General features: G+C 36.5%; 17 protein-coding genes. 15 read left to right on the top strand and 2 right to left on the bottom strand.

Going from position 1 to position 23,709, the window contains the following annotated elements; all coding sequences use genetic code 11:
- The first annotated feature begins 7 nt into the window (after positions 1–7).
- From K5G00_RS19950 to K5G00_RS19935, 4 genes are all read left to right on the top strand, one after another.
- Positions 8–1,030 carry an aldo/keto reductase gene (locus K5G00_RS19950; protein ID WP_238768000.1) on the top strand — a complete coding sequence of 341 codons (1,023 nt, stop codon included), beginning with the start codon at positions 8–10 and terminating at the stop codon, positions 1,028–1,030.
- Between the two features lie 130 nt (positions 1,031–1,160).
- The gene (locus tag K5G00_RS19945) at positions 1,161–2,600 is read left to right on the top strand and encodes a Gfo/Idh/MocA family protein (RefSeq protein WP_238767999.1); all 1,440 of its coding nucleotides are present in this window, start codon (positions 1,161–1,163) and stop codon (positions 2,598–2,600) included.
- A 17-nt stretch (positions 2,601–2,617) separates the two neighbouring features.
- A complete protein-coding gene (locus K5G00_RS19940; protein ID WP_238767998.1) occupies positions 2,618–3,328 on the top strand; it encodes a hypothetical protein in 711 nt (236 codons plus the stop codon).
- Between the two features lie 90 nt (positions 3,329–3,418).
- Complete coding sequence (locus K5G00_RS19935; protein ID WP_238767997.1) at positions 3,419–4,375, top strand: NAD(P)H-quinone oxidoreductase; 957 nt, start codon at positions 3,419–3,421, stop codon at positions 4,373–4,375.
- A 256-nt stretch (positions 4,376–4,631) separates the two neighbouring features.
- On the opposite strand, the gene K5G00_RS19930 is transcribed toward K5G00_RS19935, so the two are convergent.
- Positions 4,632–4,775 (bottom strand): hypothetical protein, encoded by a 144-nt coding sequence (locus tag K5G00_RS19930; protein ID WP_238767996.1) that lies wholly within the window; start codon positions 4,773–4,775, stop codon positions 4,632–4,634.
- Positions 4,772–5,374, bottom strand: coding sequence for a hypothetical protein (locus K5G00_RS19925; protein WP_238767995.1), 603 nt, complete (start codon positions 5,372–5,374; stop codon positions 4,772–4,774). The genes K5G00_RS19930 and K5G00_RS19925 overlap by 4 nt, the downstream gene beginning before the upstream one ends.
- A gap of 474 nt (positions 5,375–5,848) precedes the next feature.
- Between K5G00_RS19925 and K5G00_RS19920 the strand changes: the two genes are divergently transcribed.
- The 11 genes from K5G00_RS19920 to K5G00_RS19870 all read left to right on the top strand — a co-directional run.
- Positions 5,849–6,433 (top strand): RNA polymerase sigma factor, encoded by a 585-nt coding sequence (locus K5G00_RS19920; protein WP_238767994.1) that lies wholly within the window; start codon positions 5,849–5,851, stop codon positions 6,431–6,433.
- A 133-nt stretch (positions 6,434–6,566) separates the two neighbouring features.
- Positions 6,567–7,619, top strand: a complete 1,053-nt coding sequence (locus K5G00_RS19915; protein ID WP_238767993.1) for a FecR family protein — start codon at positions 6,567–6,569, stop codon at positions 7,617–7,619.
- Positions 7,620–7,770: 151 nt separating this feature from the next.
- Complete coding sequence (locus tag K5G00_RS19910; RefSeq protein WP_238767992.1) at positions 7,771–11,064, top strand: TonB-dependent receptor; 3,294 nt, start codon at positions 7,771–7,773, stop codon at positions 11,062–11,064.
- Positions 11,065–11,075: 11 nt separating this feature from the next.
- The gene (locus K5G00_RS19905) at positions 11,076–12,503 is read left to right on the top strand and encodes a RagB/SusD family nutrient uptake outer membrane protein (RefSeq protein WP_238767991.1); all 1,428 of its coding nucleotides are present in this window, start codon (positions 11,076–11,078) and stop codon (positions 12,501–12,503) included.
- Between the two features lie 138 nt (positions 12,504–12,641).
- Positions 12,642–13,928, top strand: a complete 1,287-nt coding sequence (locus K5G00_RS19900) for a hypothetical protein (RefSeq protein ID WP_238767990.1) — start codon at positions 12,642–12,644, stop codon at positions 13,926–13,928.
- A 748-nt stretch (positions 13,929–14,676) separates the two neighbouring features.
- The gene (locus K5G00_RS19895; RefSeq protein WP_238767989.1) at positions 14,677–15,264 is read left to right on the top strand and encodes an RNA polymerase sigma-70 factor; all 588 of its coding nucleotides are present in this window, start codon (positions 14,677–14,679) and stop codon (positions 15,262–15,264) included.
- A 97-nt stretch (positions 15,265–15,361) separates the two neighbouring features.
- Positions 15,362–16,378: a FecR family protein gene (locus K5G00_RS19890; protein ID WP_238767988.1), complete on the top strand. Its 1,017-nt coding sequence runs from the start codon at positions 15,362–15,364 to the stop codon at positions 16,376–16,378.
- A gap of 166 nt (positions 16,379–16,544) precedes the next feature.
- Positions 16,545–19,844, top strand: a complete 3,300-nt coding sequence (locus tag K5G00_RS19885; protein WP_238767987.1) for a TonB-dependent receptor — start codon at positions 16,545–16,547, stop codon at positions 19,842–19,844.
- 11 nt (positions 19,845–19,855) lie between these two features.
- Entirely contained in the window at positions 19,856–21,526 is a 1,671-nt protein-coding gene (locus K5G00_RS19880; protein ID WP_238767986.1) for a RagB/SusD family nutrient uptake outer membrane protein, read from the top strand.
- A 138-nt stretch (positions 21,527–21,664) separates the two neighbouring features.
- Entirely contained in the window at positions 21,665–23,365 is a 1,701-nt protein-coding gene (locus tag K5G00_RS19875; protein WP_238767985.1) for a right-handed parallel beta-helix repeat-containing protein, read from the top strand.
- Between the two features lie 164 nt (positions 23,366–23,529).
- Positions 23,530–23,709 (top strand): hypothetical protein (locus tag K5G00_RS19870; RefSeq protein ID WP_238767984.1); only part of this gene is annotated, 180 nt, incomplete at its 3' end.

Genomic DNA, 23,709 nt, shown 5'->3' with positions numbered 1-23,709 from the left:
ATTGAATATGAAAAACAAAATGACACGTCGTGAATATCTCTCATTGACAGCTACCGCCGCAGCAGCTGCAACCTTCGGTAGCACTTTGGGTTGTGGAAGTGCCCATGTGGGAAAGAAGAAGTCACTTATTCCAAAACGAATTTTGGGACGGACGGGTGCGGAGGTCCCCATTATTGGCTTTGGTACCGGCAGCAAATTCCAAAGCGCCCACGAAGGCCGGGAAGACGAGGCGGTCCAACTGCTCCACCGCGCGGTTGACCTCGGCATCACATGGTTAGAAACCGCGCACATCTACGGCAAAGACGGCTGGTCTGAAAAGTTAATAGGGCGTGTGCTCGAAAATCGGCGCACGGAAGTCTTCCTCACCACAAAAATCCACGACCGTACTTACGACGAAATTATGCGTCAAGTCGAGATCTCGCTGAAGCGCCTTCAAACAGACTACATTGACCTGCTTCATGTCCATTGGCTCAAGGCAGACGAAGTCGATCTTCTCGGACAAAAGGGTTACAGTGTGGAAACCTTCTACAAGCTGCGCGAGCAAAAGGTAGTACGTTTCATTGGTGTTTCGTCGCACGATCAACCGGTCCAGATGAAGCGCTTCATCGAACGCTACGATTTTGACTGCGTACAACTCGTGCTAAATGCAGCAACGCAGGGTGTTACCCAACCAGGTTGGAGGCTCGCCCCGGAAGTATCCTCTCCCAGTTTCGAGGACATTACGTTGCCGGCTGCGCAAAAAAAGAACATGGGCATCATCGCTATGAAGACACTCGGCTATGGACACCTACTGGGTACCCCTCCTAAAAAGGCCGATCCGCAAACCCTTATGCGTTATGCATGGAGCCTTCCCATTGCATCCTCTATGGTCGGCATGACCAGCCTTGAAGAGGTGGAGCAAAACGCCAGGTGGGCTTCCACATTCCGTGAGATGCCACAGGACGAAATGCGCGAACTTTCCAACCGCCTCTCTTCTGCAAATAAGGTTGCGCTCAACAGCTTTTTAGCTAGACATAGTGATTTCTGCTAAAAAACTAAAATCACTAACTGAAAGAAATAACCTTTGAAAATTTCAAGCAAGCTTTTAGGGTTTTCATGGACACTGAAAAGTTTATTGCTAATAAAATTTTATAAGTGTAGGATAAAAACAAATAAAAATAATGGAACGAAGAAAATTTTTCTTTATAGCGGGCACCGGTGCAGCAGGTTTAGCCTTGTCCTCTTCATGTAAGGGAACAAAAACGGATTCCCTGTCTGGTTCGGAAGAGACTGTAAAATCTTTGGTAACAGAGGAACCTTCCTACCGTAAAGTTGTCAAAAAAACGTTTAGGAATAAATATAAAAGCGCTAATGATATGATAACTGTAGCCCTTATTGGCGCAGGGGGCTGGGGTACAAATTTAATCACGCAGGCCTCTGATGTAGGCGAGAACATGAGGGTCAAATATGTCTGTGATGTTGATGATACAAGAGGTGGGTTCATTATTAAGGAACTTGAAAAAAAACAAAATTTTAAACCCATCAGGATTAGGGATATGCGAAAAGTTTTTGATGATAAGGAAGTAGATGCGGTGTTTATTGCAACCCCGGAACATTGGCACGCATTGGCTACAATCTGGGCATGTCAGGCTGGTAAAGATGTTTATGTTGAAAAACCCGTCTCACATAATATTGTTGAGGGGCAAAGGATGATTGAAGCCGGAATGAAGTATGAAAGAATTATTCAAAGTGGGACACTAAACCGAAGCGCAGCCGAAGCCCTTACTGCAAAAAATTATATTGATAGTGGAGAATTGGGCGAAATTGCTGCAGTTAAAGTAAAGTCGTTGTATATGGGACCTGTCCCTTTTAATGAAAAGGAAAATAGTGATGTACCTGATACAATTGACTGGGATATGTGGTTGGGCCCTGCTGCTTTAGTACCTTATAATATTACAAGAAATAAATCATGGACTTATTATTGGGCTTATGGAGGGGGCGAAGTTATGACCAACCAGGTTATACATCAATTAGACTTGGCAAGGTTTGTTCTGGGTGATCCTGGATTCCCTTCTTCGGTTTACTGTCTTGGAGGGAGGTATTTTTTTGATGATAAGAGAGATATTCCGGATTACCAGATGACCACCTTTGATTTTGGTAAATATGTAATGACAATTGAAGCGGGTCAGTGTACGCCATATATGGTACCAGCTCCGCCAGAAGTGCGTTATGGTAACATTTTCCCAAAGTGGAATACAAATGCATTCCATGTTGAAATACTAGGCACTAAACGAATGATGTTTCTGGGACGTATGGGGAGTGGCTGGCAGGTTTTCGACAAAGGTGGAGAAGTTGTTGCCGAGCAAACAGGGTATTATCCATTAAAAAGGCATTTGCAGAATTTTTTCGATTGTGTCCGAAGTAGAAAACGTCCAAATGGAGATATTGTTGAAAGTCATAAAAGTACGGTTTTGGTACATCTTGCTAATATGTCTTATAGGGTGGGCTGTAAATATCTTGATTTTTCGCCCGAGTATGAAACTATAATAAACGACAACAAGGCTCAGGACTTGGCTTTCTATCAATATCGGAAAGGTTTTGAAATGCCGAAAGAAATTTGAAAGGAAATTATAAATATATGATATCAAAAAAGGTCAAGATAAGATTATTAATAGTCTTACTTTCTGGATTATTTATATTAGGCAGTCTAATTTTTTATGCATATGCTCAGACTTGGGGAAAAACAGAATTAGAGTTCAGGATTCATATTAATGAAGAATTGGTTTTACAATCAGTCTATGGAGAATCACCGACATTTGTCATCTGGATTGAAAACCCCGAAACAAGAGAGACCAAAACCATATTTGTTACAAATCGTGCCGGAGTGGATGACTGGGAAGGGAAGGTTGATGTTCCAACTGCACTGCCTAAATGGGATTCAATAAGAAAAAAGGAGATACAGACAGAGCCGACAGACATTAATATTGACGCAGTTTCAGGAGCCACCCCAAAGCCGGGATATTTTATAACAAGAGTTAGGGTTAACCCAGAAAGCAAATGGATTTGCTGGATAGAAATGAACCTTGCAGGTGATTATAACGAGAACTTTCCGAATTTCGATAAAATAAGTAAAAAGACTGATGAATTTGGAACAGGGCAGCCTGCTATAGTATATAAAACCAATATTGAGGCAGTAAGTGGTAATATTGTTATTCCTGAAGTTATTGGTATGAGCGTATTGAATGAGCAAGGAGAGGTAATCCAGCCATTGGAAGGTATAACTTCTGCACTGAATGTTTTTGACGAAATAACAATTTCAGCGATTAAGCCTAAGCCTAAAATATTATAATTCAATTTTCAGAAGTTGTGCTTTATCATTGCTTTTATTTTTTGCAAATAAAGTACCTGCAAGTCACATAAATGAAAAAAGAAAAACGTAATGCATGCGATCCTGATAAATAAAGACAAATCACTTGTTTGGAGTGAGGTTCCTGATCCTAAGCGTAGGGAGAATGAAGTAATAATAGACGTCCATGCCGCAGCACTAAACCGTGCCGACCTGATGCAACGCGAGGGTAATTATCCTCCGCCTCAAGGTTGGCCAAAATGGATGGGGCTTGAAGTAGCTGGAGAAGTTATTGAGGTTCCAAAGAAAGGACGATGGAGAGTTGGTGATAAAGTTTGTGCATTACTTGGTGGCGGGGGATATGCAGAAAAAGTGGCGGTTCCAGCCAACATGATATTACCTATACCTGAAGGTCTGTCTATGGTTGAAGCTACTGCGATACCAGAAGCATTTGCTACATCTTATCTAAATTTATGCATTGAGGGTGAGATGAAATTTGGGGACACAGTGTTTATTCAGGCAGGCGCCAGTGGATTGGGTATGGCTGCGATCCAGGTAGCCAAAGAGTTTGGAGCAAAGGTCGTCACAACAGTTGGTTCGGAAGAAAAGTTGCGATTTGTAAGTGAACTAGGGGCGGATGTTGTCATCAATCGAAGAAACGAAAGCATTCCGGATGTTCTGTCAAAATATTCAGTAGACGTGGCATTAGACTGTGTAGCTGGTCCAGAACTTGGTCCTTGTCTGGAGAAAATGGCATATGGTGGACGCTGGATCGTTATCGCTACATTGGGAGGATCTATATGCGAATTGAATATGCTGAATTTTTTTAAAAGAGGAGTAAAGCTTATCGGCAGTACCCTTCGAAACAGGACTTTGGAGATGAAAGCTGAAGTTCTTGGCGGACTTGAAAGACAGTTATGGCCAGCATTTTCTTCTGGCAAAATTAAGGTGTTGATTTATAAAACACTTCCGATCACCCAAGTAGAGGAAGCTCACGCTATTTTACAAAATAATGAAAATACTGGCAAAGTGGTGGTGTTGATTAAGTAATTTTTTAATCCTGTCTGTTTTTTTGTTATCCTGTAGCACTTTTACCGCTCCCTGTTGTCTTTTTAGTTGGCCTGTAGGGTTTTTTTGACGCCCTGTTTCATTTTTTTCAGAATCCTGTTCACTTTTTTCCTGTCCTGTTTAACAGGAAGGCCCAAAACGGTACAGGGAAGATAATTTTGTAACAGGGAGGGGCAGAAAACAACAGGGCGCCCCGTGTACTAACAGGACGCCCCATATTATACCAAAGACAACAGTGTTATTCAGCCACTTCACTATTATCATCGTTGCTTTTCCGGTTTTGTTTTCTCCAGTACTCGCTTGAATAACCTTTCAACCGGTTTTTATCTTTTCGGAATACATATTTACCGGCTTCACGTATCTCATCCACCAGTACTTTCATATGCGTGTAGGCCTTGTCGCGGATAATTTTCGATTCGTTGGGATCGGCTTTGTCGCCGTTCGCTTCAGCCAGCAGGTTAGCCAACTCATCTGCCCGGGCGGCCGCCAAGTCGAGTTGTGTGAGATCGAAACCAATAGCCGTAAGCGGATCGGATTTTCGCGGCCCAAAACGGCGATGTCATTCAGATCCTGTATCATGTCGGCATGGCCGCTGCCATCGGTAATAGCACTTACATGGCTTAGAAGGGCATCGTCTTTCCGGTAAGCAAAACGAAGCGAAGCGAGCAGGTCATCGCGGAAAGCGTAGCCTTCAGGTGCTTGTTCTGCCCATTCTTTCTGGGCTTCCTGTTGCGAACGGTAGTCTTTGTTCCAAATCGATTGTGCCTCGCGGCAGGCGCCTGCACGTACGGGCAGGTCGTTAATCATGTCGGAAGTAATTCCAACGACCGCTAATGCGGCGGCATCGTTTAAACTCCAGTGATGGAGGTTTTCGGCTTCCTGTAAAGCAACATCTACAGGAATACCCGGTTCCCGGGTTTCTTCATCAGGAATTGCCTTGATGTCGGATAACCGGGCATTGTAGTCATCAATGTTTGCCATAATTTTATAAATTTACAATGTTAATATTATGCCCTTCAAAGGGCGTTATTGATCTCTGCCGGCAGGCTCCGTTACAGCTTGCCGGTTTTTTGCCATTCAGGATTAAAAACAATTTTTTTAGCTATTTTTTTCGGTATTCAAGGTTATTTCCTTGTTTTTCGGGTTTGTAAGTAGCTTAATTTAAGAATTATTTGAGAGAAAAAAGAATCAAAGTCCCGGAAGATGCTCCAAAACATTCCTCTCTAAAATCGGAAAAGTGAAAAATAATTACTGTTTTGAGTGATGTTTGTATGGGGGTTGAGATGAGATACTTCCCTTTTCAATTTATCAAACTTGTCTATGATAAGATTTCTCTTTAATTGCAGTTGTTTAATTCTGCATCAAAAACTTTTAAAAAAGAATGTATCGTGTTTTATTGATTTTTGTGATTAATTTATATTAATACTTTTGTAATTCTAATCATTTAACTAAATCTTGAAAAAGACCGATACAAATACCGACCTTGTAAAACTCCTGAAAAATGGAGACATGTCGGCATTTGATATTATTTACAAAAAATATTCCAGGAGATTATATGGTTTTGTTTTTCGTTATGTAAAACAAGAAGCTGATACTGAAGAAATTGTACAGGAGGTGTTTGTGAAGATTTGGAAAAGCCGGGAAAAACTAAATATTTATTCCTCTTTTGAATCTTTTCTGTTCACTATTGCCCACAATGCAACGGTAAATCTGCTAAAAAAGAGGGCAACCGAACAAAAATACGTTGAACATATAAAATCGCTTCAATGCATTGATGAAGCATATGAATTTACCGATGAAATTCATTATAAGGAATTAAAACAGAAGTTTCAGGACTTGTTAAATGAATTATCGCCCCGTCAAAAAGAGATCTTTCAGCTAAGCAGAGAAGAGGAGTTAAGTCATAAAGAAATAGCAGAAAAATTAGGAATTTCAGTACACACGGTAAAAAACCATCTGGTAACTACACTTTCTTTTTTAAGAAGCAAGCTTGATAATGGCTTGTTAATTAGTGGCTTGTTTGTTAGTTTATTCCTATAGCATCAAAAATATCATTTTTTATTAGTCCTGTTTGCAATTCTTGTTGTATAACTTGTAAAAGATATCATTAGTTGATAGTTTAGTTAGTTTTCGGGGCCTCAGCAATTTTGAGGTCCCGTTCAGAAAAAGAAAGATGACAAAAGATTTGCTGGAAAAATATTTGAATAACCGTTGTACTTCACAGGAAGCTGAAGAGGTTATTCAATGGATGAAGCAACAGTCCTTCTTTGCTGAAAGTAAAGAGCTTGCAAGGGTAGACTGGCAGCAATTTAAGGAAGAAGATAGTTTTGTATCAGACGAAAAGCTGGATACCCTCCTTGATAAAATCCACCATAAATTAAATATCGAAGAGATCCGAACGGTTCAAATAAAACGTAGCAGGTTAATTGGTTGGATATCGAAAGTTGCTGCCATTATTTTAATTCCGGTTTTGGCCTTTTTGTTTTATACAATTTCTGAAAATATCCGGTTAACAAATCAAATTACAACTGTTTCTGTCGATTCTTTAGAAGTGATAGCACCGGTTGGTTCACGAACTGTTGTTGAATTGTCGGATGGGTCAGTAGTTCATCTTAATTATGGCAGCCGGATAAAATACCCTAAGAATTTTTGGGGAGAGACCCGTGGTATTGTTTTAAGCGGTGAAGGTTATTTTGAGGTTGCTCATAATCCGGATAAACCTTTTGTGGTTACAACTGGCCGTATTGATGTTAAAGCGCTGGGTACGATTTTTAATGTTAATGCATACCCGGAAAACACTGACGTTGCTACTACCCTTGTAGAAGGAAAAGTGTTAATAGAGGAAATGAAAAAAGACGGAAATAAAGAAATCATGAGAGAACTGATACCCGGTCAGCATGTAATATACGAAAAGAAAACGGGTGCTGTAAAGTCAAGCATAGAGCGAGTTGATAAATATATTGCCTGGAAAGATGGTAAACTGGTTTTTGATAACGAACTAATTGAGCAAATCGCCCAAAGGTTAAGCCGAATGTTTAATGTTGAAATACAGGTCGATAATGAGGTGAAGAAATACAGATATACGGTAACCTTTGTTGATGAACCGCTTTTTCAAATACTTGAATTGTTGTCAGTTGCAACACCAGTTCAATACCATGCATTGCCACGTGTAAAAAATCCTGATGGAACATTCTCGAAACAAAGAATATTAATTGAGAAAAAATAAAATAAAACCGAACTAAAACGAAGTTGCCTATGAACAAACGAATTCATTAAAAAACAACAGGGAAATGCTATCAACATTTCCCCGGTGATTGTAAAAATTACCCTGTACGCTTCACTTTACAGGGCATTTCTAACTTTATCAATACAAAAATATGAAAAAAAAATTCTGTTTTGACCGGGATTGGAAATTTTCCGGGCTAATTAAATTATTAAAAGTAATGAGACTAACGGTTTTTCTATTATTGGTTTCGGTGGCTGGGGTTTTAGCCAATAAAAGCTATTCGCAGACCAAAATGCTTAACCTAAATATGCATGAAGCCACTGTTAAGGAGGTTTTAAAAAGTATTGAAGACCAAAGTGAGTTTTATTTTTTGTATAGCGAAAATCTTATCGATGTAGAACGAAAGGTTAATATAACTATTGAAAACAAAAAAGTAGAACAGGTACTGAATTTAATATTTGAAGGTACAGGCGTTGAATATTCTATACGTGACCACTTTATCGTGTTAACAACACCTGAAGAAAGTACAGGAGAATTAGATGTATTGCAGCAACCAAAGACGATTTCAGGTAAAGTAACCGACTCGTCCGGATTACCGCTTCCCGGTGTGTCAGTAATAATTAAAGGCACAACACAGGGGGCCGTAACTAACGCTGATGGGGAATACTCACTGGTCAATGTGCCAGAAAATACAATACTGCAATTTTCATTTGTGGGGATGAAAACACAGGAGGTTCCAGTTGGAAGTCAAACCACTATTAATATATCAATGGTTGAAGAAGCTATAGGGTTAGAAGAAGTAGTTGCAATTGGCTACGGGACCATGAAAAAAAGTGACTTAACAGGGGCCGTTTCATCGGTGAAGTCAGAAGAACTTAATTCGTTCCCTACAAACAATCTGTCACAAGCTTTACAAGGTCGTTCTACTGGAATTCATGTACAGCAAAACTCCGGGGCTCCGGGTTCAGCAATACAGATTCGTATAAGAGGAACAAACTCAATTCAGGGAAGTAATGAACCTCTTTGGATAATTGACGGATTTCCTGGTGACCAGAGTTTATTAAATTCTTCAGACATTGAGAGTATTGAAATATTAAAAGATGCTTCAGCAACTGCGATTTATGGTTCGAGAGGAGCTAATGGAGTAATACTGGTTACTACTAAAAGAGGTCGAGAAGGAAAGACTAAAATTGATTATCAGGGAGGATTTAGTATCCAAACCATACGAAAGAAAATGGATTTGATGAATGCAAAGGAATACGCACAGTTTTACAACATTTTCTGGGAGAATACAAAAGGTGCTGAATACTTTTCACAAAATGAAATTGATAATTTTGGCGAGAGTACTGATTGGCAGGATATAGTCTTTAGAGCAGCTCCGGTTCATAATCATTCATTAACTGTAAGCGGTGGAAATAATAAAACACAATTTTCAGTTGGAACAAGCTACCTTGACCAGGGCGGAATTATTGAGACGAATGATTATAGGAGAATTGTTTTACGAAGTAATGTAAATCATGAGATCAGTGACAAGTTTAATATATCATTTAATACAATATTAAGCAGGATAGATAACAATCCTGTAAATGATTCGAGAATTTTACTTGCCGCATTATCTGCAGCCCCAACGGTCGACCCTTATGATGAAGACGGTGATTACACAGACTTAAATACAATTTATGCATTTAGCCCCGATAATCTATATAACCCTGAAGCCGATTTTAATGAAGTTTCTAATTTGCAGGTTACAAATCGGGTAATGGCAAACGTCTCTCTCCTTTACAAACCAATTGATGGCTTATCGATAAAAATTTCAGGGAACGTCTCGAACACTGATTATCGCTCCGACAGCTACACCGGAGTAGATTATCCCACTTCTTCAGGCGGAGCAAGTATTAGTTCAAATAGGTCACTTCATTTAAATAGTGATAATATAGTAACATACAATAAAAATATTAATGAGGTCCATAATATCTCTGTCACAGGTGCACTTACTTATGAGAAATCTACATCTAAGTCTTTAGGGGCAAGTGGTTCAGGGTTTTTGAGTGATGCGACAGAAACTTATAATATTGGTTCAGCAAGTACAATAGGGACACCTTGGTCTTCATATTCAGATTGGGCATTGCTTTCCTATTTGGGACGACTAAACTATTCTTATAAAAATAAATATTTGGCTACAGTGAGCTTTAGAGCAGATGGCTCGTCACGTTATAGTGAGGGGAATAAATGGGGATTTTTTCCTTCAGGAGCTATCGCATGGAGGATTACTGAAGAAAATTTTATGAAAAATTTAGGTACTATTTCTGATGCAAAAATTAGAGTTGGATACGGAGAAACAGGAAGTACGGCAATAAGTCCATATTATACATTAGACATGCTTTCGTCAGGCAAGGCTTTATTTGAAAATGGTCTCTATACCTATTTTGCTCCAGGGACTCGTTTACCTGGTGATTTAAAATGGGAAACCACTTCTCAAATAGATTTTGGATTGGATATAAGTTTCATAGATAATCGTTTTAGAATAACTTCTGATTACTATATAAAAAATACCCGGGATTTATTAAACACTGTTCAGCTACCGGCTTCATTAGGATATAGGACGACTGTTAAAAATATTGGGGAAATGAGAAACAGAGGTTTTGAATTTCAGTTAGATGCTAATATCTTAAACAGAGAGTTCAAATGGGATATGTCAGCAAATATTTCTTTTAACAGGAATGAAATTGTAAAACTTTATGAAGGACAAGATATCCCGGGTAGTATTTTTAATGTGATTGTTGCAAATAACAATATTAACCTGTTAAGAGAAGGAGAATCAATCAGTGCTTTTTATGGTTATAAATGGAAAGGTTTTGACGAAAATGGACACTATACATATCAGGATATAACCGGTGACGGAGAAGTTACTGATGAAGATAGAACCTTTATTGGTGATCCAAATCCCGATTTTATTTATGGTTTAAATTCAAATATGTCCTGGAAGAATTTTGATCTGAATTTGTTTATTCAAGGATCATACGGGAATGATATTTTTGCATTAGGTATGGTAAACCAAAACTATAAATGGTATATCGGATACAATATGCAGAAAGAAGTGTTATACAATCACTGGTCCCCGGAAAATGTAAATGCCAGATATCCTGTAATAGACGAGATTTTTTCCACGGAAATGGCTGATAATTTTATGTATAATGGTTCCTATATAAGGTTAAAAAATATCGAACTTTCGTATAACCTTCCATTAAAAAAATACGGGATCAATTGGCTAACAAAAGGGCAGGTTTATATCAGTGCTCAGAATTTACTGACAATTACTGATTATCCTTGGTGGGATCCGGAGGTTAATTCATATGGAGGAGGTAATTCCATTAACCAGGGAATAGATTATTATTCATATCCAACTGCAAAGAGTTTTACAGTTGGAGTTAAGTTATCATTCTAAAAAATAGTCAAATGAAAAATATTGGATTAATATTAATAGCCATTTTGTTGTTTTCAGCATGCGAAGATATTCTGGAAGAGCATCCGAAATCAATAGCAAGTGAAACATTTTATAATACAAGAGCCGAGGTAGAGGCTGCAGTAAATGCTATTTATCCTCCCCTGCATGGTGGTGAGTTTGTTTCTTATTTTACACATTTAACTCCCTGTGCTGATTATGTTTATGGAAGAGGGAGCATAGGTTCAATAAATGCTTATCAGGGGTTCAATACAACTAACATTGGAAACATGCGACGTGTTTGGGACGCTCTCTATTTATCTATTCGAAATGCCAATTTAGTCATTAAACATACGCCTCAAGGTTCGAATACAACAGATGGAGAGAAAGCACAATATATAGCCGAAGCAAGATTTATGAGGGCTCTTGATTATTTCTTTTTAGTTCGATTGTGGGCTGGTGTTCCCCTTCGTACCGAAGAAACAATGAATGAGCTTGATATACCAAGAAGCTCTGTAGATGATGTTTATAAATTAATTATAGATGACCTAAAATATGCAGAGAATAACTTACCTGATTCTCCTCGTTTATTAGGTACTCCTTCAAAATGGACAGCAAAAACACTATTTGCTGATGTCTATCTTTTTCGTGAAGAATGGGCAAATGCCAGGGATAAGGCAGATGAAGTTATCAAATCGGGTAAATATTCATTGGTTGAGGTAATTATACCGGATGATTTTGAAAAAATTTATGGAGCAGACGTACTCACTACCTCTGAAGAAATCTTTTACTTTAAATATAACGATGAAAGCGGATGGGCACTAATGAATTTTTTTCATCATCCCTCAGACGGTTATAAACCTTATGGAAGTAATTGGTATTCTTTCTATTCAACAACTGATAATTATTTTTATAAAAATTGGGACGACAATGACTTTAGAAAACAACACGTTTACTACTCTTGTGACATTGGGCTTGGAGATAATACTTTATTGTTTAAAAAATACATAGATCCTAATGGTACTGTAAATGCTTCAAATGATTGGCCAATCTATCGCTATGCTGAGTTGCTTCTTATATATGCGGAGGCCGCAAACAATGCTAACAATGGACCAACAGAATTTGCGGTTGAATGTTTAAATAGTGTTCATCGCAGAGCTTATGGGTATAATCCTGAATCACCTTCTCCTGTCGATTTTGAAATTGGAGACTATGATAAAGATTCATTTTTTGAATTGGTCTTTAAGGAGAGAGGCTATGAAACTCTTATGGAAAGTAAGCGTTGGCTGGATTTGGTTCGGACGGGGAAGGCAGCGGAAGTAATAAAAGAAACCGAGGGAATTGATTTAGATGAAAGTATGTATTTGTGGCCAATACCTATATCAGAAACAAACTATAATAAGGCAATAGATCCTATACAAGATCAAAATCCAGGATATTAATGGCTTTGGGCTGTAACTCTCATTTGATTTGAGAGTTACAGTCTTCCTTTTCGAGCCGACAACTACTGTTTAGTGATATAAACAACAGGTAGATACATTTCTAATTAATTAACTAGTATTAAATTTTCTAACTGAGAAATGAAGCCAAAATTAGTTTTAATTCTATTGCTCATTTTGCCCGGCAGTTGGGCTGAAAACATAAATCAAGTTTTTGCGAAAAAAGCTAGGCAAGCTCAACCTCAAAAAATACAGGGTTCAAATGTTCATCTGAACAATCTTCAAGTGTGTATGGAGCAGGCTTGGGAAGTTTCCTGGAGTATGTTTTTTAATGACCGTACACAGCAATTTTACGATTATTTGAGTAGTTATGAAAAAGGGCAAGGGCTAAACCATTTGCCAACCTCCAATGAGGTGGATGAACAATATCCAAATTATCAGGGCTATGATACAGGAATGGAAGATTGTATGATTTCCGCCGGTGTTATGCTGTGTATGATTATAGACAAATATATGGTTAACAATGATAATAATCTAAAGAACTACGCATACGCTGTTTTTCAAGGGATAAAACTATCTGCAACGGTTCATGGAAGTCCTGGCTTTTTAGCAAGATGTGTTTGTGTTGAAGATCAAAAAAGTATATATATAAATTCATCGAGAGATCAATATACTCACGTTGTGTATGGGCTATGGCATTATTTCCATAGCCCTTTGTGTGATGATAAAACAAAAAAAGAAATTGGAGAAATTTTATCTGAAATTGCTGATAGGATGAAGCGTAATGTTACACCTGAAAATAATTACGATTTTCTTAGAGCCGACGGTACACATGATACCCGAGGTATAAGCAAAATGTGGAATGTTAAAGGGCATGAGGCCGCGCGTCTTCCGATGATATATGCAGCTGCTTGGAATACAACAGGTAATATTGAATATTTTGATTTATACAGAGAATATATAAAACCAGCAATTAATCAATCTCTTAAGATAGAAGAGGGGCAACCAACTTATGCTTTATTGCAAATGCAGAGTTCAATTGAATTGTTATTGTCTCTTGAGGAGGATTCAACTCTTAAAAACAAAATGGGAATCATCATGGAATCGTTAGTCCATATGGCTGAAAAGCGCACTGTAAATGCGAACAAAAGAGCGCAAATGCTTGATTTAACAATGGTTGGATCCGACTGGAGGACGGGGGAAGGGCTTAATCCTAAAGGAGAATATAGAAAAGTTTGGTATTGTATAAGAGAGAGCGGGGAAGCTGCTTTGGTTCAATTGATGTCTCAAAAAAGCTCTTTTTCCAAAGAACAGAAAGAGTTATTATCCCTGGCAATCACAAGGCTTGACTACGAGCATGTTTCAAGTAGTGGTATATTCTATCTTCAAGGCGCCTACTGGAGAGCGCGGAGGCTTGGAATTTTATGAAATACCACTATTAAAATGTTCATGGATTCTATTTTCTGAAAAGGTCAATAAGGTAATTGATGAAAAATTATATCCATAATAATCCTGTTAAATAAAGAAAAAATCACAAGCCTGTAAGTTCTTTTGTTGTCCTGTAGCACTTTTACCGCTCACTGTATATTTTTATCGTCCTGTAGTGTTCTTTTGGGTAGCTGAAAAAATATTTTGGTTTATTTCTACTGTTTACCGAAAACATAAGTTACAGGAAGCAAAAATGAAAGAAAGATGAATAAATGAGTTACAATCCTGTTTCTGCTTTTGGCAAAGCGGGATGGTAACTTATTTCTGTATGTATTTTGTTTCATTCTCCCGTAAACAAAAATCAAAAGCGTATCCACTGTTTTGCCCATCAGGTTTATTTTGATACTAAAACTGCTCTTTCACATGGTAAAATAATCGCTTTTTTTCTGCAGCAGAAAAGTCAGGAAAACCAAATTTATCAGTTTCCCTTATTTTATAGGTTTCAACAATTCCCGGATATCTACATCCAAAACTGTAGCAATTTTTTTTGTCGGAATAGACGGTTACGACTTATTATTACAGTAATTGGTAATCACCACATAGCTCTTACTAACGCCCTTTGCTGGAAATATGGAGGTGTAACTTATTTAAAATTAGGCAAATATTAGGATGTTGGTTAGCATAAATCAGACCTGAAATTATTTGTTGATTTTATTTTTTAGTTTTGTGATTAAATAGACAAAAACCAATGAACCAAAACGAACAACAACTTTTTGAAAGGTTAAGAAACGACGATGAAGCTGCTTTCAAAGTCCTTTTTAACGACTTTTATCCAAAGTTGTATTATTTCGTATTAGAGTTTATCCCTTTCAAAGACACTGCAGAAAATATTGTACAGGATACTTTAGTCACGTTGTGGAACAAACGCAACGAACTAAAAGACGATTCAAATCTTACGTCATACCTTTTTACGGTAGCCAAAAACAATGCCCTAAAAAAGTTACGCAATAAAAGGTACAGTCAAAAGTTGTTCACGAATACCATCGATGTTGGTGAGTTGGATTTAAATGCAGAAACACTGTCAACTGTAGATACATCGGTATGCGCATTCATGGATATTGAACAAATCATACAGGAAACTTTAGCAAGTTTGCCTCCCCAATGTAGAAAAGTCTTCGAGCTCAGCAGGTTTCAGGAAATGAAAAACCGTGAAATTGCAGAAGAACTCAATATTTCTGTAAAAACAGTAGAAAAGCATGTCTCAAAAGGAATCAAAACATTTAAAGTTGCTTTAAAAGATTATTTACCGTTAGTGGCCTATCTGTTTGTTCTTTAATTTTCAGCATCTTATATACAGACGAAAAAAAAAGATGTATAAAAAAGGAAAGCATTACTGGGGGTAAATGCTATTTCATGGTTTATTTATAATATAGATGAAGAATTTTGAAGACATAATAAAACTGGTAACAGGAAATTTACCTTTTGAGGAGAAGGAAAAAGTTATTACAGAAATTAATAATCAAAAAGAGAAAAAGGAAATATTTAAAAAAATGAAAATTTCCTGGGCATTCCTCTCTTCAACAAGAAAATTGGACGATTATGAGATTGAAAATGCATACCTGAAAGCCCGGCATAAAATTTCAGGGAAAAAAGAAAGGTTTAACCCAACAATTAGAATCGTTTTTAAATATGCAGCCATAATTGTTTTTCTGATTAGCCTCACCACAATTTATTATACAAGCAAACAACAACTTAATTCCGCCATTACCACCCAAAAGTTATCTTATACTTCTTTTATTACTGAAGATGGTCAACGGTCAAAGGTTGTTTTACCCGATAGTTCAATAGTTTGGTTAAATTCAGGCACGACACTTTCTTATCCCGGCAACTTTTCTGAACAAAACCGAAAAGTTTCACTCAACGGACAGGCTTTTTTTCAGGTTTACCACAAAGAAGATGACCCTTTTTCAGTACAAGCGAATGGTCTGATAGTTAAAGTACTGGGTACGAAATTCGATGTAGATGCATATCCTGAAAACGATAAGATTGCTGTTGTGCTTGAATCGGGTAAAGTAGAGCTGGCACACAAAGAGATTGAAACCTTTAGTTATACCATGCAACCCGGAGAAAAAGCAACGTATAACATAGCCGATAATGCATTAACGCTGAATTTTACTGATGTAACCATTTATTCATCCTGGAAAAATGGAAAGCTTATCTTTCGCAACGAATCGATGAAGAATGTGGTTGAAAAGCTAAAAAGGTGGTATAACATCAACATTGAAGTAGCCGATGAGGAAGTATATAACTCTATTTTCTCAGGAACAATTCAAAACGAAAGCTACGAGGAAATTTTCAGGTATATAGAAATTGTTTGCGATGTTCATTGTAAACTAATACATAATTACGAACAAGAAGCTAAACCCGAAATAATTATTTCAAAAAAATAATGAACTGTATAACTTAAAAAAATCTGCTTATGATATGAATTAAAACGATGTACTAAAAAGGAGATGCTGTTAACATCTCCCTCTTGCTTTATTATTGCCTCGCAGTGACCAACTCCAGAGGCAAAATCAACTTGAATTATTAAATAATCCAAATCAAAACAAATTTATGAAAAAAAATTATTATGGATTGATTTCCGGAGTGTTTGAAATCCGGAAATCTAAATTTTTAAAAAGAATGAGGATTGTTGTATTATTAGTTTTAATAACAGTAACCCAAACTTTTGCTGTCGACAGCTATGGACAAAGTAAACGCTTAAGTATTAATTTAGAAAATGAAACAATCACTAACATCTTAGAGAACATAGAAGATCAATCCGAATTCTATTTTATGTTCGATGCTTCAAGAATCAATGTCAGTCAAAGAAAAACTGTTGACTGCGAGAACCAAGCCATAAGCAATATCCTTGATCAACTTTTCGAAAATACAGGGATAACATACAGCATTAACGACCGCCAGATATTACTTACAACGACTGACAAATTTGATATCGAACAACAAAAGTCAGTTTCAGGGAAAGTAACCGATTCTTCCGGTGCACCCCTTCCCGGTGTAACGGTTGTATTTAAAGGAACAACACAGGGAACTGTTACCAATGCTGATGGAGAATTTTCACTTTCAGATATACCTGTAAATGCAACACTGCAATTTTCTTTTGTTGGTATGCGGACACAAGAAATAGTTGTTGGAGGACAAACAGTGATTGATGTAAAAATGGAAGAAGATGCTATCGGAATTGAAGAAGTAGTTGCAATTGGCTATGGAACGCAAAAAAGAATAAACTTAACGGGAGCTGTAAACTCAGTAAGCAGTGATGAAATAGAGAAGAGGCAGGTCGGTCAGTCTTCCATGTTATTGCAGGGAATTGTGCCAGGGGTAACAGTTACCCAATCGTCCGGCCAACCTGGAAATGATGGAGGGACTATAAGAATTAGAGGAATCGGAACTTTAAATGATGCTAATCCTTTGGTTTTAGTGGATGGTATTCCGATGGATATTAATAACATTGATCCTAATTTAATAGAAAGTGTCTCTGTATTAAAAGATGCAGCTTCTGCTTCTATTTATGGAGCAAGAGCGGCTAATGGTGTTATTCTTGTTACTACGAAGCGTGCTTCAAATAATAAATTTTCCTTTAATTACTCAAATTATTTTGGAATCAGTGCACCTACCAATCTGAAAGAAAAGGTTAATGCAGAGGAGCACATGACTCTATTAAACCTTTCATATAAAAATATAGGAAGTACTCCACTATATTCAGAAGATTTAATTTCCAGCTATAGCAGTTTGCGCAATGAAGACCCTTTGTTGTATCCGGACACAGATTGGTTTAAAGAAGTTTTTACAGAAAATGGATTCACTCAGAATCACTCTTTAAGTTTTGAAGGGGGGAATGAAAAGATTAAGGTTCTGGGAGCATTGGGGTATTATAATCAAGGTGGAATTATAAAAAACACAGGTTTTGACAGATATAGTTTTCGGTTAAATACTGATATGAAAATAAATACAAAACTTGCAATAAAAGCAGACGTTTTTTTCCAATTAATGAAAAATGAAGAACCTGGCTCCGGTATTGGAAGCGTACTTTTTAATGCAAATCATCTTTCAGCAATCGAACCAACTGTTTATCCTTTTGGATATGCCGCTCCTTCTACAGCAAGTAATCCTTTGGCCATGGCAGAAAGCAGCGGTTATACTCGCACTGAAACACCTTCTTTCTTGTTAAATATTGGATTTGTTTATGATATTACTAAAAATTTGTCTTTTGAGTTTACATATTCACCACATATTTGGGAAGATAACTATAAACGTTTTAGAGATATTATAACTGTTTATTATCCAAGCGGGGAGGCATATAATAGTCCTTCAATTAATTCATTAGCACAAATGCAAACACGCTATTTCAATAATAATTTATGGGCAACTATAAATTACGAGAAAGATTTTAACGACCATAATTTGAAGGTTTTATTAGGGGCTTCTCAGGAAGACTACAGTAACCGATGGTTTTCAGGCTTTAGAGATGGATTTGACCTTCCTCAATATGATGTATTAAATGCGGGAGATCCAAGCAATATGCAAGCTGAGGGATCGGGTTATGATTGGGCGTTACAATCTTTATTCGGAAGGCTGAATTACAACTTTAAAAATAGATATTTGGTTGAAGCAAATTTTAGGTTTGATGGTTCTTCACGATTTTTATCAGGAAATAAATTTGGCTTTTTCCCATCCTTTTCTTCAGGATGGAGAATTTCAGAAGAGAATTTTTGGAGTGATTACAGAGACTTAATTAATAATTTAAAGATTCGATTTTCCTGGGGACAGTTGGGAAATCAGAACATTGGTTATTATCCTTATGATTCTTTTCTTGAAACTGAAACAATCGTTTTAAATGAAGAAGCAGTCAAGGGATTAACTGTAACAGACCTTGCAAACTCAAACATCTCCTGGGAAACAACAGAGATGTTGAATCTTGGAATCGACGTAAATGTAAAAAATTTCAATGCCTCTTTTGATTATTATCATAAAACAACAAATGGTATTCTTTTGCAACTTGATATTCCTGCTTATCTGGGTGTAAATGCCCCATATCAGAATGCAGGTATTGTGAAGAATAATGGATGGGACTTTTCCGTAGGTTACAATGCACGAAAAAAGGATCTTTCTTATGGGATAAATTTATCACTTTCTGATGTGAAAAATAAAATTGTTGATTTAAAAGGAGCAAACGTTGGCGACCTTTTGGTAAATTTTGAAGGTTATGCGATAAACTCCTTTTATGGCTACGAAGCAATCGGATATTTTACAAGTCAGGAAGATATTGATAGCTCTCCTGCACAAACTGGGACTATCATCCCGGGAAGTATAAAATATAAAGATCAGGATGACAGTGGAGCTATTGATGGAGATGATCGAAAAATTATTGGAAACAATATTCCAAGGTATACATTTAGTATCAATGGTAATTTGAAGTGGAAAAATATAGACTTTAGCATGTTACTCCAGGGGGTGGGAAAAGTAGATGGCTATTTAACTGAAACCGCTATCTGGCCTTTTTCCAATGGATCAACAGCTTTAACCATGCATAAAGATTATTGGACGAAAGAAAATCCAAATGCAAGTTTTCCAAGTTTGGCGTTTAATAACGACAATAATTATCAGAATTCAACATTCTGGTTAAAAGATGCTTCTTATCTGAGAGTGAAAAATATACAAATTGGCTATAGTTTTAGTAGTAACTTTTTGAACAAGGCCAATATTAGGCAATTGCGGTTTTATGTTTCAGGACAGAATTTACTCACTTTAGACAATTTCTGGGATGGATTTGACGCTGAAACACCGGTAGGTAATGCAACCTATTATCCGCAACAGAAATCGTATTCTATTGGTGTTAATATTTCATTTTAAACTGCTTAGACATGAAAAAAATATATTTAAATACAAGTTTTTTATTCCTTATAATTACCGTTTTTACTTCGTGTAATGATTATTTAACAAAGAGTCCAATAGATAATCCATCGGTTTCAGTGTTTTTACAATCTGAGTCAGAATTAGAATTGGCAGTAATTGGAGCCTACAATAGCCTTTGGTATGATTTTAATTACGGATTGCCAATGGAGCAACATCTCGATTTAGCTTCTGATATTGGTTGGAGCAGGGCTTGGGGAGATTTTCAACTATTGGGTAGCGGAACTCTCGATCCTACAAATGCTGTTATTCTTGAAATGTGGGAACATTTGTACACTGGCATTCAGCGATGTAACTATGCAATAGAAGGAGCTGCAAATATTGAAACAATTTCAGATCAAAGTAGGATTGATCAGCTGCTTGCTGAGTCTAGGGTATTAAGAGCATATTTTTATTATCAACTAGTTGAACTTTTCGGAGATGTGCCATTTTATACAACTAATTTAACATTGGAAAATAGTAAAATAGAGAGAACTGAAAAGTCACAAATAGTAGAATTTATATTAAGTGAACTAGAGGAGTCTTCATCCATTTTGGTTGCAGAATATTCTGATGACAGTTATTTAGGACGAATTACTAAAGGAGTAGCTTTAGCATTAAAAGCCAGGGTTGCATTATTCAATGAAAAGTGGACTGTCGCAATAGATGCGGCACAACGAACAATGGCATTAAATTATGAATTAGATGAGGATTACACTCAATTGTTTGAAAAAAGTGGACAGATAAATTCAAATGAAATTATACTAAAGCTTTCATATTTAGTTGGTACAATTGATCACTCTTCTCCAAGATGGTGTGGCTCTCGAATGGCTTCCGGATATAGCGGATTAATTCCTACCCAATCAATGATGGATTCTTATTTGTGTGCTGATGGATTAAATATTCATGAGTCTCCCTTATATAATCCGCAAAAACCATTTGAAAACAGAGATCCCAGATTGCAATATAGTACAATTGTGCCTGGCTCAATTTTCCATGGTTATCAGTATGAAACCCACAAAGACAGCTTGCTTTGCTGGAATTATAATGTCTCACCTCCCGCTAGAGTTACGAATACTGACGTAACAAATCCTTATGCATCATTTTCGGGGTATTGTTGGCGAAAATATGCTACATATGAAGATGCCAACTCGCTTAGACATAGCGAAACAGGAATTATTTTAATAAGATATGCAGAGGTGCTGTTGACTTATGCTGAAGCAAAAATTGAGGCTAATGACATTGATCAGTCTGTTTATGATGCGATAAATCAGATTAGGGAAAGAGTTGGTATGCCTATAATAGAAGGAGGAAAATCGCAGAATGAATTAAGATCAATTTTGAGAAAGGAAAGAAAAATTGAACTGGCTTTTGAAGGACTTAGGTTATTTGATATTCGTAGGTGGAAAATTGCTGAAGATGTACTAAATGGCCCACTCTATGGCAGAATACCAAAAGGATTATTAAGTTCTGCTCCTTTGATTGATGAAAATGGTACACCTGATTATTCTGCCGTTTCAAATAAAGATGAAATGCGAATAATAGAAAATAGGGTTTTTGATACTAACAAGAATTATTTGTGGCCCATTCCTCAATTCGAAAGAGATTTGAATAGCGACATGAAACAAAATCCCGGATATTAAGTAGGTAGTGAAAATCAAGCTCACAAGTATTTAAATTTGCTAATCTCTCTTTATTCTTATAAGAGAGATTAGTAGGTTTAAGTCAAAATTCAAATTACAATTGAGAATGAACAATCTTAACCATTAAAATAAATTAAAATGAAAATAAGTTTAATTATTCTGTTTTTTAACCTATTCATATATACAAATATACATGCGCAGAGGGATAAAAAAGAAGAGCTTAATTTAGCCGACTTTTCTCCCAAAGCAGATGGAATTACGGATGATACACCTGCATTCCTGGAAATATTTAAACAGGTAAAGAACTCAAATGGTGGAGTAATTGTAATTCCTGCCGGAGATTATTATGTGAGTGGAAAATTTGAAATTCCAATGCACTCAAACACTACTGTTTTCTCACACGGAGCAAATTTTTATTTACCTAAACATTTGGGAGATGAGAAAAGAATCGTTTTGTTTTCAGGGGAAGATATTTCTAACTTTTCGTGGTATGGAGGTTCTTTTAACGGATTTGTATATAATCCAGAGGCAACAAATAATACCTGGGAACCTAATGTAAGTACACGTATTTTTGTCATCAATACATCTGAAAAGGGGAAGACAGATAATATTATTTTTAGTGATGTCCATTCACAGGGAATTGCCGGTTCTGTAATTAATGTGAATGGTTACTCATCAAAATCAAAATCGCGAACTAACAATTTTGCAACGAATGTAACGGTTGAAAACTGTTCTTTAATAAACAGTGGTAAATTTATGTGGGATTACGGCTTTCTTTGGCAAATAGTAGTTTTCAGTGAGTACTATTCGAGAAATGAAATCGATATGGCATATAAATATTTTGATACAGATTTGATCATTAAAAATATTAGCATGCAAAATGGAGAAAGCCATATTTTATTAAATAATAGTAACTCAATTCTTGAAAAGAATCAGAATATATGTTTTTTTAATGATAAACTGCCGGATAATATTATCAAAGGGAAAAAGTATTATGTTGTAAATTCATCACCCACTTATATTGAAATTAGTGGCGCTAGGGATGGCAATCCCATAATCTTCAAAGGAAATGGAGGGAAAGATGTTCAAATAATAAAAAATGCTACCAATGCATTTTATATTTGGGCTCCCAAAGGCTCAGGCCCCGGTAAAGGCGCTGTTGATTTGGTATCCTGCGAAAATACATTAATTAAAGGTTGTAAGCTAAGTGCATACGGCGATGCAATGCATGTGTATGCATGCCATAATAATATTATTTCAAATAATCATATTCTGGGAGCCCGAATGGGGGCATTTTTCCTTGCCGAATATTGCGAAAATTCAACAATTTCAGGAAATATTGTGGAGGGTAATAATGGTTCAAGAATTTTAAGTGTAGAAAGATCAAATAAGAATGTAACATTAACAGGTAATATTTTTAAAGGTGGAGGAAGAGGTGCATGGATAAACCAACCTGAAAACATAATTATTAAGGACAATATTTTTGTAAATAACACTAACAAAGGAGTTCAGAACCCAGTGATTGGAAGACGTAATATTGTTAACGGCGGATGGCAAAGTTATTCTGAAATATATTTTACTACATATGAGACCAATGCTACATACGGCCCGGTCATTTTAAAAGATAACATTTTTATTACTAATGACGCCGCTGCAGCTGCCATACAGTTCGAAAAGAATGGAAATGATATTTTAGTTGAAGGAAATGTGTTTAAAGGTGCAACTAAAGAAATATGGCTCGATGAGCAGGATGAATCCATTATTATAAGGAATAATAATGGAGATGTTGTTAAAAAAGGTAAAGAATATTCAAAACCTTTATTCAGGAATATGAGATAAAATTCTTACTGCCTTTTAGCCTTAGGTAAAAGAATATCCGGAATTATTGTATTCTACTACTGATTTGTTTTTCAATCTTATGAAGCAGAATCCTAAAATTATTCTATAGTTACCCGTGCTGGATGATGGTGAAGTTAAATATACAACTACAAAGGAAAATTAAAATGGAAACTTTTAATAAAACGAGTAAGGTTATCATTATAGCGGCTGCTATTTTTTTAGTAATTACATTTGGCTGCCAAAATAAAGCTGCTAAAAAGCAACCCGGTATTGAAGATTTAACTGTTTATGTCAATCCTTTTATCGGGACACACAAAGAGGGACATACCTTTCCCGGGGCATGT

Origin of the sequence: Maribellus maritimus (assembly GCF_022267315.1) — a bacterium.
Taxonomy (GTDB): Bacteria; Bacteroidota; Bacteroidia; order Bacteroidales; family Prolixibacteraceae; genus Draconibacterium; species Draconibacterium maritimum.
This window is presented reverse-complemented; position numbering and strand designations above follow the sequence as displayed.